The organism is Serratia myotis (genome assembly GCF_027474885.1).
GTDB lineage: Bacteria > Pseudomonadota > Gammaproteobacteria > Enterobacterales > Enterobacteriaceae > Serratia > Serratia proteamaculans.
In genome coordinates, this window is record NZ_CP099707.1 from 1,990,738 (window position 1) to 2,004,910 (window position 14,173).

At 53.2% G+C, this 14,173-nt stretch carries 12 protein-coding genes and 1 tRNA gene; 9 read left to right on the forward strand and 4 right to left on the reverse strand.

Features of this window, described 5'->3' with window-relative positions; translation table 11 throughout:
• Positions 1–236 precede the first annotated feature (236 nt).
• From NHG65_RS09390 to NHG65_RS09415, 6 genes are all read left to right on the forward strand, one after another.
• A complete protein-coding gene (locus tag NHG65_RS09390; RefSeq protein WP_099061657.1) occupies positions 237–542 on the forward strand; it encodes a PTS sugar transporter subunit IIB in 306 nt (101 codons plus the stop codon).
• 110 nt (positions 543–652) lie between these two features.
• Positions 653–979, forward strand: a complete 327-nt coding sequence (locus NHG65_RS09395; RefSeq protein ID WP_099061656.1) for a PTS lactose/cellobiose transporter subunit IIA — start codon at positions 653–655, stop codon at positions 977–979.
• A complete protein-coding gene (locus NHG65_RS09400) occupies positions 972–2,273 on the forward strand; it encodes a 6-phospho-beta-glucosidase (RefSeq protein WP_499183210.1) in 1,302 nt (433 codons plus the stop codon). The genes NHG65_RS09395 and NHG65_RS09400 overlap by 8 nt, the downstream gene beginning before the upstream one ends.
• Before the next feature lie 55 nt (positions 2,274–2,328).
• Positions 2,329–3,690, forward strand: a complete 1,362-nt coding sequence (gene celB, locus NHG65_RS09405) for a PTS cellobiose transporter subunit IIC (protein WP_499183469.1) — start codon at positions 2,329–2,331, stop codon at positions 3,688–3,690.
• Positions 3,691–3,923: 233 nt separating this feature from the next.
• Entirely contained in the window at positions 3,924–5,576 is a 1,653-nt protein-coding gene (gene eptB / locus NHG65_RS09410; protein WP_207977693.1) for a kdo(2)-lipid A phosphoethanolamine 7''-transferase, read from the forward strand.
• A gap of 109 nt (positions 5,577–5,685) precedes the next feature.
• Positions 5,686–6,243, forward strand: a complete 558-nt coding sequence (locus NHG65_RS09415) for a GNAT family N-acetyltransferase (protein WP_099061815.1) — start codon at positions 5,686–5,688, stop codon at positions 6,241–6,243.
• Between the two features lie 61 nt (positions 6,244–6,304).
• Here the strand turns inward: NHG65_RS09415 and proP are convergent, their stop codons facing one another.
• From proP to etsA, 4 genes are all read right to left on the reverse strand, one after another.
• A complete protein-coding gene (gene proP / locus NHG65_RS09420; protein WP_129934991.1) occupies positions 6,305–7,807 on the reverse strand; it encodes a glycine betaine/L-proline transporter ProP in 1,503 nt (500 codons plus the stop codon).
• Positions 7,808–8,211: 404 nt separating this feature from the next.
• On the reverse strand, positions 8,212–9,579 hold the full coding sequence (gene etsC / locus NHG65_RS09425; protein ID WP_219015897.1) for a macrolide efflux RND transporter outer membrane subunit EtsC: 1,368 nt from the start codon (positions 9,577–9,579) through the stop codon (positions 8,212–8,214).
• Positions 9,580–9,582: 3 nt separating this feature from the next.
• Complete coding sequence (locus NHG65_RS09430; protein WP_413502478.1) at positions 9,583–11,523, reverse strand: MacB family efflux pump subunit; 1,941 nt, start codon at positions 11,521–11,523, stop codon at positions 9,583–9,585.
• On the reverse strand, positions 11,520–12,704 hold the full coding sequence (gene etsA, locus NHG65_RS09435) for a macrolide efflux RND transporter periplasmic adaptor subunit EtsA (RefSeq protein ID WP_219015899.1): 1,185 nt from the start codon (positions 12,702–12,704) through the stop codon (positions 11,520–11,522). The genes NHG65_RS09430 and etsA overlap by 4 nt, the downstream gene beginning before the upstream one ends.
• Before the next feature lie 251 nt (positions 12,705–12,955).
• On the opposite strand from etsA, the gene NHG65_RS09440 reads away from it, so the two are divergent.
• The 3 genes from NHG65_RS09440 to NHG65_RS09450 all read left to right on the forward strand — a co-directional run bounded on the left by NHG65_RS09440 (position 12,956) and on the right by NHG65_RS09450 (position 14,168).
• Positions 12,956–13,050 (forward strand) — tRNA-OTHER (locus tag NHG65_RS09440).
• Positions 13,051–13,237: 187 nt separating this feature from the next.
• Positions 13,238–13,537, forward strand: a complete 300-nt coding sequence (locus tag NHG65_RS09445; RefSeq protein WP_085116200.1) for a hypothetical protein — start codon at positions 13,238–13,240, stop codon at positions 13,535–13,537.
• 127 nt (positions 13,538–13,664) lie between these two features.
• Positions 13,665–14,168, forward strand: a complete 504-nt coding sequence (locus tag NHG65_RS09450; protein ID WP_085116201.1) for a YlaC family protein — start codon at positions 13,665–13,667, stop codon at positions 14,166–14,168.
• Positions 14,169–14,173: the final 5 nt, after the last annotated feature.

Genomic DNA, 14,173 nt, shown 5'->3' on the forward strand with positions numbered 1-14,173 from the left:
ATCCTGCTGTTTTTAAACGATAAAACTCTAAATTGAAATTTCTAGTCGGGCATAACTCGATCGCAGATCACAGTGTTGAAAAAAATTTTCATGACGATTTTTCTATAATGGTATGTTTTTAAACAATTAAATAAAAATCATAATCAAATCGTATGGATCTAAGGTATTTACAAGCGTGTTACATAGCTGTTTTATATTTGAACAGCCGTGGTGGCTAACAACCGGGACACTGAAAAATGCAAACAATCGTCTTATGCTGCGCCGCAGGAATGTCTACCAGCATGCTGGTACAAAAAATGAAAATCGAAGCCCAAAAACGGGCGCTGGATATCGAGATTGAAGCTGTACCGGTAGCGGATTTTGAACGTATCGTCGGCCGGGCGGATATCGTCCTGTTGGGGCCGCAGGTTAAATATGAACATGCGCGGCTTGCTGAACTGGCGGCGCCCTTGGGCAAAACCGTGGCGGTTATCGACATGATGGATTACGGCACCATGCGCGGCGACAAGGTACTGGACAAGGCGCTCGGCCTGCTGGCCTGAAAATCCTTCGGGAACCAGGCTTCTCACATTCGTTTATTTATTGATTTATTGCGGGTTATATCACTGACCCGTAGTGGGATCACCGTGCCTGTCATCAGGCGGGGGAGGGAATGATGGATTTGGAAACTAGCGTGATGGAATTGCTGGTTCATGCCGGCAGTGCGCGAAGTTCGCTGCTTTCTGCATTGCAATTAGCGCGTCGCGGTGAATTTGAGGCCGCTGGCGACAGGCTGGAAGAGGCGAAGGCCGCTATCGGCCGGGCACATGGCATGCAGACGGAGCTGATTGGTATGGATGAAGGCTGTGGAAAGGTACCGGTCAGTTTAATTCTGGTGCATGCGCAGGATCATTTGATGAATGCGATGCTGATCCAGGATCTGGCCACCGACATGATCGAACTTTATCGTCGTTTACCCCAGGGGACAGGCAATGACTAAAATCACCGTAATCGGCGGGGGCAGCAGCTACACGCCGGAGCTGGTCGAAGGATTGATCGCGCATTATCAGGATGTTCCGTTAACCGAGCTGGCACTGGTCGACGTGGAATCCGGCCGTGAGAAAGTGAGCATCATTGCCGAATTGACCAAAAGAATGCTCAAGCGCAACGGGCTGGAGCAGGTAGTGGTTTCGGTGCATTTCACACTGGAGCCGGCTATTCGCGGCGCCAGTTTTGTACTGACCCAACTGCGGGTGGGGCAGTTGGCCGCCCGTGCTGCCGATGAGCGTCTGGGGCTGAAATACCAGCGGCTGGGGCAGGAAACCACCGGCATCGGCGGCTTCGCCAAGGCACTGCGTACCATTCCGGTCATGCTGGAAGTGGCGCGCGTGGTAGAAACTGTGGCGCCGGATGCCTGGATTATCAACTTTACCAATCCGGCCGGGATCGTCACCGAAGCGGTCTCACGTTACAGCAAGGCGAAGATTATTGGTCTGTGTAACGTGCCGATCACCATGCACCACATGATCGCCGATATGTTGAAAGCACCGCACGATCAGGTGGATCTGCGTTTCGCCGGGCTGAACCATATGGTGTGGGTGCATCAGGTCACACAAAGCGGTAAGGATGTGACCGCCAAAGTGCTGGAGATGCTGAGCAATGGCGAAACGCTGTCAATGAACAACATCAAAGACCTGCCGTGGCCACCGGCATTTTTGCAGGCGTTGGGGGCGATCCCTTGTCCGTATCACCGCTATTTTTATCAAACCGCCGGCATGCTGGAAGAAGAGATGGAAGCGGCCGCGGCTCAGGGCACTCGCGCCGAACAGGTAATGAAGGTTGAGGCGGAGCTGTTTGCCTTGTATGCCGACCCGACACTGGATAAAAAACCGGAGCAACTGAGTTTTCGCGGCGGTGCCTTCTATTCTGAGGTGGCGGTCGAATTGATCCGCGCCATTCACAATAACAGCGGCAAGGTGCTGGTGGTGAATACCCGTAATAACGGCGCCATTCAGGGCCTGCCGGATGATGCAGTGATTGAAACCAACTGTGTGATCGATGCGCAAGGCGCTCACCCGCTGAGTTTCGGCCCGTTGCCACTGGCCATGAACGACTTGACCCAGCAGGTTAAAGATTTTGAACGGCTGACCATAGAGGCGGCGGTGCATGGCGATCGCCAGAGTGCGCTGTTGGCGCTGGTGGTGAACCCGCTGATTGGCGGTGCCGGCATCGCACAACCCTTGCTGGACGAAGTGTTGAGCCTTAACCAGGCCTATTTACCGCAGTTTAATTAAGTCGATATTCCATAATAACAATCACGACAGCCGGCTTTGCCGGGCAGGGGGGATGATGGCGGGTCTAAATAGCATTCTGGAACGTTACGTGTTGCCGACGGCGTTAAAAATCGCCGGGCAAAAACATATTTTGTCAGTGCGGGACGGCATAATTCTCAACATGCCGTTTATGTTAATCGGGTCATTTTTCCTGATCTTCGCTTATTTACCGATCCCCAGCTACGCCAATCTGATGGGCGAGGTGTTTGGTGCAGCATGGCGGGACAAGTTGCTGTATCCGGTCAAGGCGACTTACGACATCATGGCGATTATCTCCAGCTTTGGTATTGCCTATCGGCTGGCGGAGAAATACCGCGGGATGGATCCGCTCAGTACCGGTGCAGTTTCGCTGGTGGCGTTTATCATGACCATTCCCCAGCATACGCTGTTTGCGCCGGTGAAAGGGGCTGCGGAGCAAATTGTTAAAGGCGTGCTGCCGATGAATTTTATCGGTAGTCAGGGACTGTTTGTGGCAATCGTTGTGGCACTACTGTCGACGGAAATCTACCGTTTTGTGCATAACCGCAATCTGGTGATCAACATGCCGGAAGGGGTACCGCCGGCGGTGGCGAAATCTTTCCTGGCGCTGATCCCGGGGTTCTGCGTGCTGGCAGTGATCTTGTTGTTGCGTTTGATCGTTGAGGCCACGCCGTTTGGCGATATCAATACCATGATCGCCACCCTGATCGGCATTCCAATGCATCACGTGGGGGGAACGCTGCCGGGGATGATTTTCTCGGTGATCCTGATCGGCCTGCTGTGGACGCTGGGGCTGCATGGTGACGCCATTGTACTGGTGTTTATTCAACCGGTGTGGCTGGCGAATATGTCAGAAAACCTGGTGGCGTTTCAGAGCAATCAGCCGATCCCACACATTATTACCCAGCAATTTTACGACCTGTGGATTGCGCCCGGCGGCACGGGTGCTCTGTTGGGGTTGGTGATCTTTATGCTGTTGCGCAGCCGTAGTGCACAGATGAAACAGTTGGGGAAAATCGCCGCACCGGGTTGTCTGTTTAATATCAGCGAACCTATGGTGTTCGGGATCCCGCTGGTGATGAACCCGTACTTCTTCCTGCCGTTTATCCTGACCCCGGTGGTGCTGGTGATCGTGACCTACAGCGCGATGGCCACCGGATTGGTAACACCTCCAGTGGGGATTGCCTTGCCGTTCACCACACCGATTTTCATCAGTGGCTATCTGGCGACCGGTGGTCATATTTCGGGAACGGTGATCCAGGTGGTCAATTTATTGATTTCAATGGCAATTTATTATCCCTTCTTCCGTGCCTGGGATAAGCAAAAATACCGTGAAGAAAATGAGGTGGCGGTGCCAGTACCAAACGCCGTGGCTGATGAGCAACCGCAGACACCATAAAATAGGCACTTTCTGCGGCGGTGATCGTACAGATCGCCGTCGCAGCAAGGGAAGGAAAAAGGGTTTACACACGACTTGTTACATTATAACAACGTTAATTTTTGCCACCGCAGCAACGCCCGCCTAAATTGCCTGTCAGATAACCATCCAGCAGCAGGAGAGAGAAAACTCTCAACAATAACCTGTATCTGGCAAACGGTTATGAATTCACTTTGGCAAGAATGGTATCAACAATGCAGAAGTTCCGACGCTGGACCCAGTTACAGGTCTCTTTCTTTATCGCTTTCTATCTCGGTGTGTTGCTCAATATCCCCATATTTTACCGCCGGTATCAGCAACTTCATTATGACAATTTATTGTCGATCGGCATTGAAGTGGTCGCCGCCTTCTGCCTGGTGTGTTTCATCACGCTACTGATCTCGTTTTTGGGGCGCAGACTGTTCCGTATTTTGGCTTCGTTATTGGTATTGAGTTCGGTTGCTGCCAGCTACTACATGGTGCTATTCCATGTTGATATTGGTTACGGCATTCTGGCGGCGGTGATGACCACTGACGTTGACTTGTCCAGGGAGTCGGTGGGCTGGCATTTTGGCGTGTGGGTGGTGCTGGTTAGCCTGTTGCCGTTGCTGCTGATTTGGTTGGTGCCGATGCATGAGGCCAGTTATAAGCGCGGTAACCACCTGGCTTGGTTCAAAAAGGGCGGCGTGATGCTGAGCGCTGCACTGCTGTGCTGGTTACCACTGAAACTCATGGGCCAGGTGCAGGACCGCCACGATCGGGATAATAATCAAATGATGGCCAGCTATGGTGGCGTGGTGGCCGGCAGTTATTCACCGTCCAACTGGCTCTCGGCGTTGGGGCTGTTGACCTACAGCTCATACAGCCAGGCAGAGGACAGCCGTAATCTGTTTGATCCGGCAGCACATTTTACCTATCAAGCGCCAAAAGACGTGAATGATCTGTATGTGGTGTTTGTGATCGGCGAAAGCGCCAGACGTGACCATATGGGCATTTACGGTTACCAGCGTGACAACACGCCGAATCTGGATAAGGAAACCAACCTTGCGGTGTTGCAAGGGTATTCCTGCGACACCTCGACCAAACTCTCGCTACGTTGCATGTTCGTGCGAGAAGGCGGTGCGTCGGAAGCCCCCGAGCGGACGCTGAAGGAAATGAACGTGTTCTCAGTGCTGAAAAAGCAGGGCTTTTCCTCAGAGCTATTCTCGATGCAGAGTGAAGCCTGGTTTTATAACAAAACCCAGGCGGATGATTACGCGCTCAGAGAAAGTATTCAGGCGGAAAAACGCAATGCCGGCAAACCTGTGGATGATATTGCGTTGATTGATGAGTTGCGGGATTCGTTAGATCGTCACCCGCAGGGCAAGCACTTGGTGATCCTGCATACCAAAGGCTCGCACTATATGTACACCGAGCGCTACCCTCGCGCTTTCGCCCGCTACCAGCCGGAATGCCAAGGTATTGACGACACTTGCTCTACGCAATCGATGGTTAACTCTTACGACAACAGCCTGCTGTATACCGATTACGTCCTTGAGCAGGTTTTCAATCAGTTGCGTAATCGTAATGCCATCGTGTTCTACGCTTCGGATCACGGTGAGTCGATCTCGGAAAATATGCATTTTCACGGTACCCCGCGTGATCATGCACCAAAGGCGCAACGTACCATTCCGATCATGGTTTGGGCATCTGACAAGTTTCTCAGCCAACCCGATCATCAGGCGGCCTTTAATCAGTTGAAAGCGCTACAGCAGGCAAAAACGCCGGTTTTCCACGAGAAGCTGTTCGACAGTATTCTCGGCTGCATCGGTTATACCTCACCGGACGGCGGCATTGTGAAACAGCACAACTGGTGTCAGGTTAACTGAGCCCATTGCAGAATGACTAACCGCCGCAAGGCGGTTTTTTTACATTTGAATAAGGCCGGTTTTTATTGGCTAAGCTATGCTGAGGTCGGGTTAAAAGTGAGGTATGACGGTGAAAGCATTAACTATCGTGGGAAATGACCTACGTCTAAAGATCCTGACGGACGCGAATACGGATATCGTTCATCGTTACTTCCAGGAGAACCAGCAGCACCTTTCCCCCTGGGAGCCGAAGCGACCTGCCGATTTTTACAGTGCAGAGGTGATCCACCAGCGGTTGTGGCATGCGCAGCGGGATGCCGAGCAGGGAGTGGCTTATCAGTTTGGCATTATCAATGGCACCGGCACGGAGATGTTGGGCGCCTGCAACTTTTCCAATATAGCTCGTGGTCCCTTTCAGGCCTGCCATCTGGGGTATTCAATAGCTGCCTGCCATCAAGGCAAGGGGATAATGACCCTGGCGCTCACTACGGCCCTTGACTACATGTTGGCTGAACTGGATCTGCATCGCATTATGGCCGCTTATATTCCGACCAATGCTCGCAGCGAAAAGCTGTTGTTGCGCCTGGGGTTTGAGAAAGAAGGTTACGCGAAATCCTATCTTAAAATTGCCGGCCGCTGGCAAGATCACGTATTGACCTCGTTGATTAACCCACGGCACGCAGAGTAACCCTTCGGCGTTGATAGCCAAAAAAAAGCCACCCGCAGGTGGCTTGTCGTCAGAACGTTGTTTAGTCCAGTTTTGGATGCTGGTCGATCAACGTCTGTTTTTTCTTTTCCAACTCGGAAATCTGCTCGTTGATGTCATCGACTTTCTGTTCGATGTTATCGTAGTTTTCCTGCAGCAGTTCTTTGGCTTCCGAGCGATCCGAGGCGGCCGGGGTAGCACCACGCAGCGGCTTATTGGCGGTTTCCTTCATATACAGGCCGGTGATCAAACCGATCACGGCGACCACCATCAGGTAGTAGGCCGGCATATACAGGTTCCCGGAGGATTCGACCAACCAGGCGGCTACCGTGGGTGTCGCACCGGCAACCAGTACCGAGATGTTAAACGAAATTGCCAACGCGCTGTAACGAATGTGTGTTGGGAACATCGCCGGCAGGATCGAAGCCATGACGCCGGTGAAGCAGTTCAACAGCACCGCCAGCACCAACAGGCCGACGAAGATCAGGCCGATCACATTACTGTTGATCAAAATAAAGCACGGAATAGCCAGCGCCAGCAGGCCGATACTGCCGCCAATAATAAACGGCTTACGGCCGATACGGTCACTGGTCAGGCCGATGACCGGTTGCACAAACAACATGCCGATCATGACGGCGATAATGATCAGGACGCCGTGATCTTCCGAGTAGTGCAGGTTATGCGACAGGTAGCTCGGCATGTAGGTCAGCAACATGTAATAGGTCACGTTGGTCGAAATCACGATACCGACGCACACCAGCAGGCTTCTCCAGTGCTTGGCCGCGATCTCTTTAAACGAGGTTCTCGGCGGATTTTCGATGGCGTTGCGGTCTTCTTTCTCCATCTTTTCCACGTGCTGCTGGAACGCCGGAGTTTCTTCCAGCGCATGACGCAGGTACAGGCCGATCAGGCCTAATGGTGCGGCGATGAAGAACGGAATACGCCAGCCCCAGTCGAGGAAGTTAGCTTCACCGACGATACTGGAAATCAGCACCACGACGCCCGCACCCAGCACGAAGCCGGCAATCGAGCCGAAATCAAGCCAACTGCCCATAAAGCCACGCTTTCGGTCCGGGGAGTATTCGGCGACAAAGATGGCTGCGCCGGAGTATTCGCCACCGACCGAGAAGCCCTGTGCCAGCTTGGCTACCAACAGCAGCACCGGTGCCCAAATACCGATCGACGCATAAGAGGGGATCAGACCGATACAGAAGGTGCTCACCGCCATAATAATAATGGTGATGGAAAGGACTTTTTGTCGACCGAACTTATCGCCCATCGAACCAAAGAAGATGCCACCTAACGGACGTACCAGGAAGGGAACGGAAAAGGTTGCCAGTGCGGCAATCATCTGTACGCCGGGAGTGGCGCCAGGGAAAAAGACTTGCCCAAGGGCGTAGGCGACAAAGCCGTAAACACCAAAGTCGAACCATTCCATTGCGTTGCCCAATGCAGCCGCGGTGATCGCCTTTTTCAGTTTGCTGTCGTCAATAATGGTGATGTCATTAATCAACATCGGCTTATGTCGTTTTTTTCTTAACTTCATATAATCATCCCTTAATCAATTCTAGTCGTACGTGAATTCGCGATCCTTCTGCCCAGTTATCAGTTTGGTTAATCTAAACGCTATGCGCAGAGATCCCCCATTGCCATTTTTTGTGTGATGCGAATCACGTAATGTTTCAATTTTCACCGGGAATATGTCATTTAGGTGACTAATTATTTTGCATCTATAGCTTAACGTTATATCTGATGGCGATCAAATTTAGCAGTTTATCTTATGGATTTGCACCAATTTAGCGCATAAACAGGTTAACTATTGTGCATTTTGCTGGTTTTTTGTCTGGTGGGGGATGCGTTAAGTATAGGAACAACTGCAGCAAAAAACGGCAAAATTAATGCATTTTTCGGGTGAAGAAAAAGGCCTGACGCAGACGCCAGGCCGGCGAATTATTGCGGGGAACCGCCAAATTCTAAATAGAGTTGTGCCAGATTTTGGTATTGGCTAAAGCGATTTTCATCCAGCGCCTGCTCCGCCTGCCTGCGACGGTTTTGTGCATCCAGCCAGAAGGTGATAGGGACGGCACCTTGCCGGTAACGGCTCTCATTTAAGCGCTCAGATTTGCGTGCCAACGCCAACGAAGCCTGCAAGTGTTTTTCCTGTGCCATCAGTTGCGTACGCAACGACAAGGCATCGTCTACATCGGCCATGGCTTTATACAGCGCCTGTTTGAATTCCAGCACCTGCAGATCGTAGTCGCTGCGGGCGATTTTGATATCAACGTCCATTTTCCGCCACTCAAGGAACGGTAACGTTAGTCCTGCGCTCACCGAGGCCAACGGATTGCGCAGAAATTCCAGCAATGCGCTACTGCTGCTACCCAATGAACCTGTCAGGCTAAAGGCTGGATAGTACTGAGTGCGTTTCACATCGACGTTGGCCAGTGCTTCGCGCAATCGCAGTTCTTTGGCGTTGATATCCGGGCGGTGGCGCAGCACGCTGGCCGGTATACCAGCGTTGATTTGCGGCAGCGGACCGGTCGGCAAACCACCGGGTTCCACCAGCGCATTGCCCGGGGGGGCGCCCAGTAATACCGTCTGTTCGTTCAACGCCTGCTGACGCTCACGCAGCAGAGCCAGATGACTGCTTTCCTGATTGATCAGATTTTGCTCGGCATCCACCACGTCCAGTGAAGAGATGCTGCCGGCACGATAGCGGGCATTGACCAACTGTAAGGTCTGCCGGGTGTAAGCGATATTTTGCTGACTGACGCTGATCCGTTGGTTGATAAAGCCTATGCGCCAGTAATTTTTGCTGGCGTTGGCGAGCAAGGCCAAACGCGCACTTTGCAAATCCTGTTGGGTGGCCTGACTGGCCCATTCTGCGGCGTCACGTTGTCGCGCCAGTTTGCCCCACAGATCGACCTCGTAGCTGACGCCAAGGTTGGCGCTGCTGCTTTTATTCCAGGGTGATGAATTGGCAAGGGCGTTGCTGGCTTGGCTATTGAGCGTAGCATTGACGCTTGGCTCGGTGGCGATATCGGTCTGTTGTGCCGTCAATTGGGCGCGGTAAACGCGCAGCGCGGCAGCGGCCAGGTCGTTATTGGCCAGCATGACCTGTTGCAACCAACGGTCTAACTGGGGATCGTGGAAATCGTGCCAGTCAAAAGGCACCGGCGTAGCGGCGGCATCGCTGCTGTCCGGCCACTGGGAAGGGTAGTCTACCTTCACTGGCTGATATTCGCTTTTCAGCGCGTTGCCGCAGCCGGTACTGAGCAGGGCGGCGAGGCATAACGCCAGGGGGGATAAAATTTTCATAAGTTACTCGCTGGCCAGTGAAATGACCGGATCCATCCGCGCCGCTTTGCGGGCCGGGAGATAACCGAAGATCATACCGATCAAGGTGGAGCAGAAGAAGGCTACCGCGGCGGCCTGCCAGGAATAGATGGCGGTGAGCATGCCGCCCGCCAGCAGGGTAAACAGCGAACCGGCGGCGAAGGACAGCAAAATGCCCAGCACCCCGCCGATCAGGCAGACCAGCACGGCCTCAATCATAAATTGCTGCATAATGTCGCTGCGACGTGCGCCTACAGCCATACGCACGCCAATTTCATGCGTCCGTTCGGTCACCGAGACCAGCATGATGTTCATCACGCCAAGGCTGCCGATAATCAGAGAAATTGAGGCCACCATCAGGATCAGCAGGCTGAGGGTCATTGAGGTGTGTTCGATCGATTTACGGTACTTGTCGAGGTTGAACAGCATAAAGTCTTTAACGCCGTGGCGCTGGGTCAGCAACTGGTTAATGGCGGCGACGGCAGCCTCGTTGGCGACGTCATCTTTCAACCGGACGCTGATGCTGCTCAGCGTGGTTTTGCCCACCATGCGATACATCACGGTGCTATAGGGCATCCACACTCTGATTCGGTTGGGGGCCGAGTCCTGGTTACTTTGCACCACGCCAATCACCCGGGCCGGCACGGCACCAAGAAACACAATTTGGCCCAGCGGCTCTACGCCGAAATCACCGAACAATGACTGACGGGCGTTTTCGTCAATGATCACTTCCTGTAACGCATTACGGTCATCCCGGAAGTTGCGACCTTGCACCAGCGTGAAACCGTTAACACGTAAATAATCGCGTCCAACGCCGCTGATCGACGCATTGGCTGACTTGCTGCGAAAGTGAATGCTGTCCGAGGCCGTGACTTCAGGGCTGACGCTGTCGACAAAGCTTTGACTGGCCAGCGCGTCGGCATCTGCCGGAACCAGAGTACGGATGCTGTCGATGGCATCATCAAAGAAATCACGGCCGGGGTAGATGCTGACCACGTTGGTGCCGAGACTTTTAATACTCTCCAGCGTGCGTTGTTTGGCGCCTTCGCCCAGCGCGACCACCGTCACGACCGCAGCAATGCCGAAAATAATGCCGGTCATGGTCAGAGCGGTACGCAGGCGGTGGGCATTCATGGCTTTCAGCGCCATTTGCAGCGACTCACGGGTACGATCGAGCAGACTCTGCCAGTAGCCTTGTGCCGCCGGTGGGGTCTTTTGCATCTTCGGCAGTGGGGCCGTCGTTTGACGGCCGCTGTCGGCGACGATCTCACCGTCCTGCAGTTCGATGATGCGTTGTGCGTGCTGCGCCACCTTCATATCGTGGGTGACGATCACGACGGTATGGCCACGCTGATTAAGTTCGCTGAGGATCTCCAGTACTTCCTGGCCGGAACGGGAGTCCAGGGCACCGGTGGGCTCATCCGCCAGGATGATTTCAGCACCGTTGATTAGCGAACGAGCGATACTGACGCGCTGTTGCTGGCCACCGGAGAGCTGCCCAGGTTTATGGTGCTCACGGCCTTCCAGCCCCAGTCGGGCCAACAGTTGCGCCGCGTGCAGACGGCGTTTATCACGCTTGCTGTTGGCGTAAATCGCGGGGATTTCGACGTTGCCCAGCGCACTGATATCCGGCATCAGATGATAACGCTGGAAGATAAAACCGATATGCTCACGACGTAGCCTGGCCAATTGATCCGGCGACAGGTGAGCCGCATTTTGGCCGTTGATGTAATAGTCACCCTGGTCCGGTACGTCCAGACAGCCGATGATGTTCATCAGCGTGGATTTTCCAGAGCCTGAAGCGCCTATGATAGCGACCAACTCCCCGGCAGCGATGCTCAGGTTGATGTTTTTCAACACGGTCAGCGGCTGGCTGCTGTTGGTGTAGGTGCGGCCGATGCCTTTCAGCTCAATGATAGTGTTCACAATGAGAGGCCTTCCTCGCTTGGCCTGGCACTTTCCTGCACCAGCACCACGTTTTCACCCGCCTTCAACCCGGACAGGATTTGAATATCGACGTTATTGGTGATGCCGGTTTTCACCTCGCGCATTTCCAACCGATTGTCCGCGGTCAGCACCTGCACCTGCTGCTTTTTATCTGCGGTTTTATGCACCGCCTGGATCGGTACTAACAGCGCGTTTTTTGCCTCACCGAGCAGTAATGAAACCTGAGCCGTCATGGCGATCCGCAAGCGATTATCCGGGTTAGGTACGTCCAGCAGTGCGTTGTAATACACCGAGGCGTTGGAGGTGCCGGAGCCAGAGGACGAACTGCCGCCGGAGATTGAGTCGTCTTTCATCACCGATTCCGGCGCTAGCTCGACGGTGCGCAGCGTGGCGTCGTAACGTTTGTCCGGTTCGGAGAAAATGGTGAAGTAGGCTTTTTGCCCCTGCGAAACGCGGGTAATGTCGGCCTCGGAAATCTGCGCCTTAATGGTCATCACATCCAACTGCGCCAGTTTGACGATGGTGGGGGCGCTCTGGTTGGCATTCACCGTTTGGCCCTGTTGAGTAATCACCGCAATGACGATGCCGTCCATCGGAGCCAGGATTCGGGTGTAACTCAGGTCGACCTTTTTCTTGTCCACCTCAATCTGCGCTTGCACGATGCGTGCATTTAACGCGATCAGTTCGGCGCGGGTGGCGGCGAGTGTGGCTTCCGCCGCCTCAAAATCTTCGCGGGAGCCGGCTTCATCACTCAACATGCGTTTCTGGCGCTTAAAGCGAGACTCGGCCTGTTTCAATAGCGCCTGTTTAGCCTGTAAATCCGCCTTGGCGACGTTCAGCGCCGCTTCGGCATTACGCAGATCGTTACGTTGCGGCAGATCGTCGATGTCGGCGATAGGCTGGCCCTTGGTGACCCGGTCGCCCAGTTTAACCTTCAGGGATTTGACCTGGCCGGAAACCTGCGCCCCGACATTGACCCGTTCTATTGCATCAAGCTTGCCGGTGGCCAGTACAGCATTTTCTATATCGCCCAGACGAGCCGGTGCCGTGACCGAGGCGGTCTGAGAGGGGCTTTGCAAAGAGAACACGGCCACCAGGGCAAGTATGACCAGCAAGGCGCCGGCCAGGATAAACGCCAAACGGCGCGGAGTGACTTTCATAGTGTTATCCATAACAGAAAACGATGATCCCAGAAGGCGCTATAGTGGCATCCAGCGCTTTAACTAACAATAAACACGCTGCAGACGGGCGATAAAATGGCGATGGTTAATGATCACTATCTGAAAGCAATCCCACGCTGCAGGTTAAATAGGCGAAAATATAAGATTTCTCTGCAAAATCAGCCATTCATAGGTCAATAACTTGAACCCGTAGCATTAATATGGATAATACCAACCCGAAGCAACGGAATGCGCTATTAACTCAGTTGGCAGAGTGGTTGGTTTTAAAATGCTTTTTTGGCTACAAAATTGATAGACGCGGGTTCGAGTCCTGCATAGCGCGCCAGCTTCCTTTCGTGAACTGTTACCGTAAAGTGCACCCGGGTTGATTTGCACTATCGGCTCCTTATTGGGTTTTTCGGGTGTGCTTTGCCGTAACCGTTTCCTCTCCTTTCTTTATGTTTTCTTCTGTTCCATCGATCTTTGCTAAACTGTAATCAGGCAGGTATGCTGCCCGGCAACAGGAGATCGCTATGTCTGAGTCCGATCAACTGCAGGAATTATTGCAACGCGTAGCGGCACTTGAAGCCCGCGAACAGTCGCTGACCGCCGCCTCCAATGCCTATCAGGCGATTATCACTACCATGCTCGGCAACCTGGAGAAACAGGACCGTGACAAGATTATTGCGATGATCGACCAGGCGCATGAACTTGCCTATGCTCGCGCCATTCAGCGCTGCAATGAGCCGCAAAAGCAAAAAATCAAACAGGCTGACGATATCGCTCAGCGGATGTTTATGTTTGCCCAAGGTAAAAACTCCCTGCAACGTTAGCCAGCACAGGTATAACAGTTGTCGATTTTAAATTGCATAACTGATCTACCTGGGCAAACTGTACCTGTGTTAGTTTGAGGAATGATTATTGATAGCAATAATGTCCCCCAGGCATAAGGTTGTAGCGATGGACGCGATTAAAAGCATCTTGGTAAAAGAAATCGAGCGGATCAATCGGCAGGAAGGGCGCGACGGCAAGCTGCGTTTTAACAGCGAATTTGCCCGCGATCACCGTTACCTGTGCCTCGCCATGTTTGCCGGCTATTTTGCCGTGATCGCCGTGATGTATCAGGTCCCCTACATGGGTTTCATCTCCTTTTTGGCTTTTACCGCCTTCGTGTTGTTCATGTTCGCCATGCTGCTGATTGAAATCAAACCGGTGTATCGTTTCGAGGACATCGGCGTGCTGGATCTGCGCGTATGTTATAACGGCGAGTGGTATTTCACTCGCGCATTGTCGCCGCAGTCGGTGAAGGCGCTTTTGGATGAGCCGTCGATCGGTGCTGCGATGAAAACCCGGATGCAGGAAATCATCGCCAATAAGGGCGAGATTGATTTCTATGACGTTTACGATCTGGCGTATTCAAAGAAGCCACAGGATGAGCAGCCGCAGGTGGCGGTGCTTAACTGAAGGGT

Coding starts and splice junctions, on each gene's coding strand:
- NHG65_RS09390 (WP_099061657.1), top strand. CDS start 237: ATGCAAACAATCGTCTTATGCTGCGCCGCAGGAATGTCTACCAGCATG.
- NHG65_RS09395 (WP_099061656.1), top strand. CDS start 653: ATGATGGATTTGGAAACTAGCGTGATGGAATTGCTGGTTCATGCCGGC.
- NHG65_RS09400 (WP_499183210.1), top strand. CDS start 972: ATGACTAAAATCACCGTAATCGGCGGGGGCAGCAGCTACACGCCGGAG.
- celB (WP_499183469.1), top strand. CDS start 2,329: ATGGCGGGTCTAAATAGCATTCTGGAACGTTACGTGTTGCCGACGGCG.
- eptB (WP_207977693.1), top strand. CDS start 3,924: ATGCAGAAGTTCCGACGCTGGACCCAGTTACAGGTCTCTTTCTTTATC.
- proP (WP_129934991.1), bottom strand. CDS start 7,807: ATGAAGTTAAGAAAAAAACGACATAAGCCGATGTTGATTAATGACATC.
- etsC (WP_219015897.1), bottom strand. CDS start 9,579: ATGAAAATTTTATCCCCCCTGGCGTTATGCCTCGCCGCCCTGCTCAGT.
- etsA (WP_219015899.1), bottom strand. CDS start 12,704: ATGAAAGTCACTCCGCGCCGTTTGGCGTTTATCCTGGCCGGCGCCTTG.
- NHG65_RS09445 (WP_085116200.1), top strand. CDS start 13,238: ATGTCTGAGTCCGATCAACTGCAGGAATTATTGCAACGCGTAGCGGCA.
- NHG65_RS09450 (WP_085116201.1), top strand. CDS start 13,665: ATGGACGCGATTAAAAGCATCTTGGTAAAAGAAATCGAGCGGATCAAT.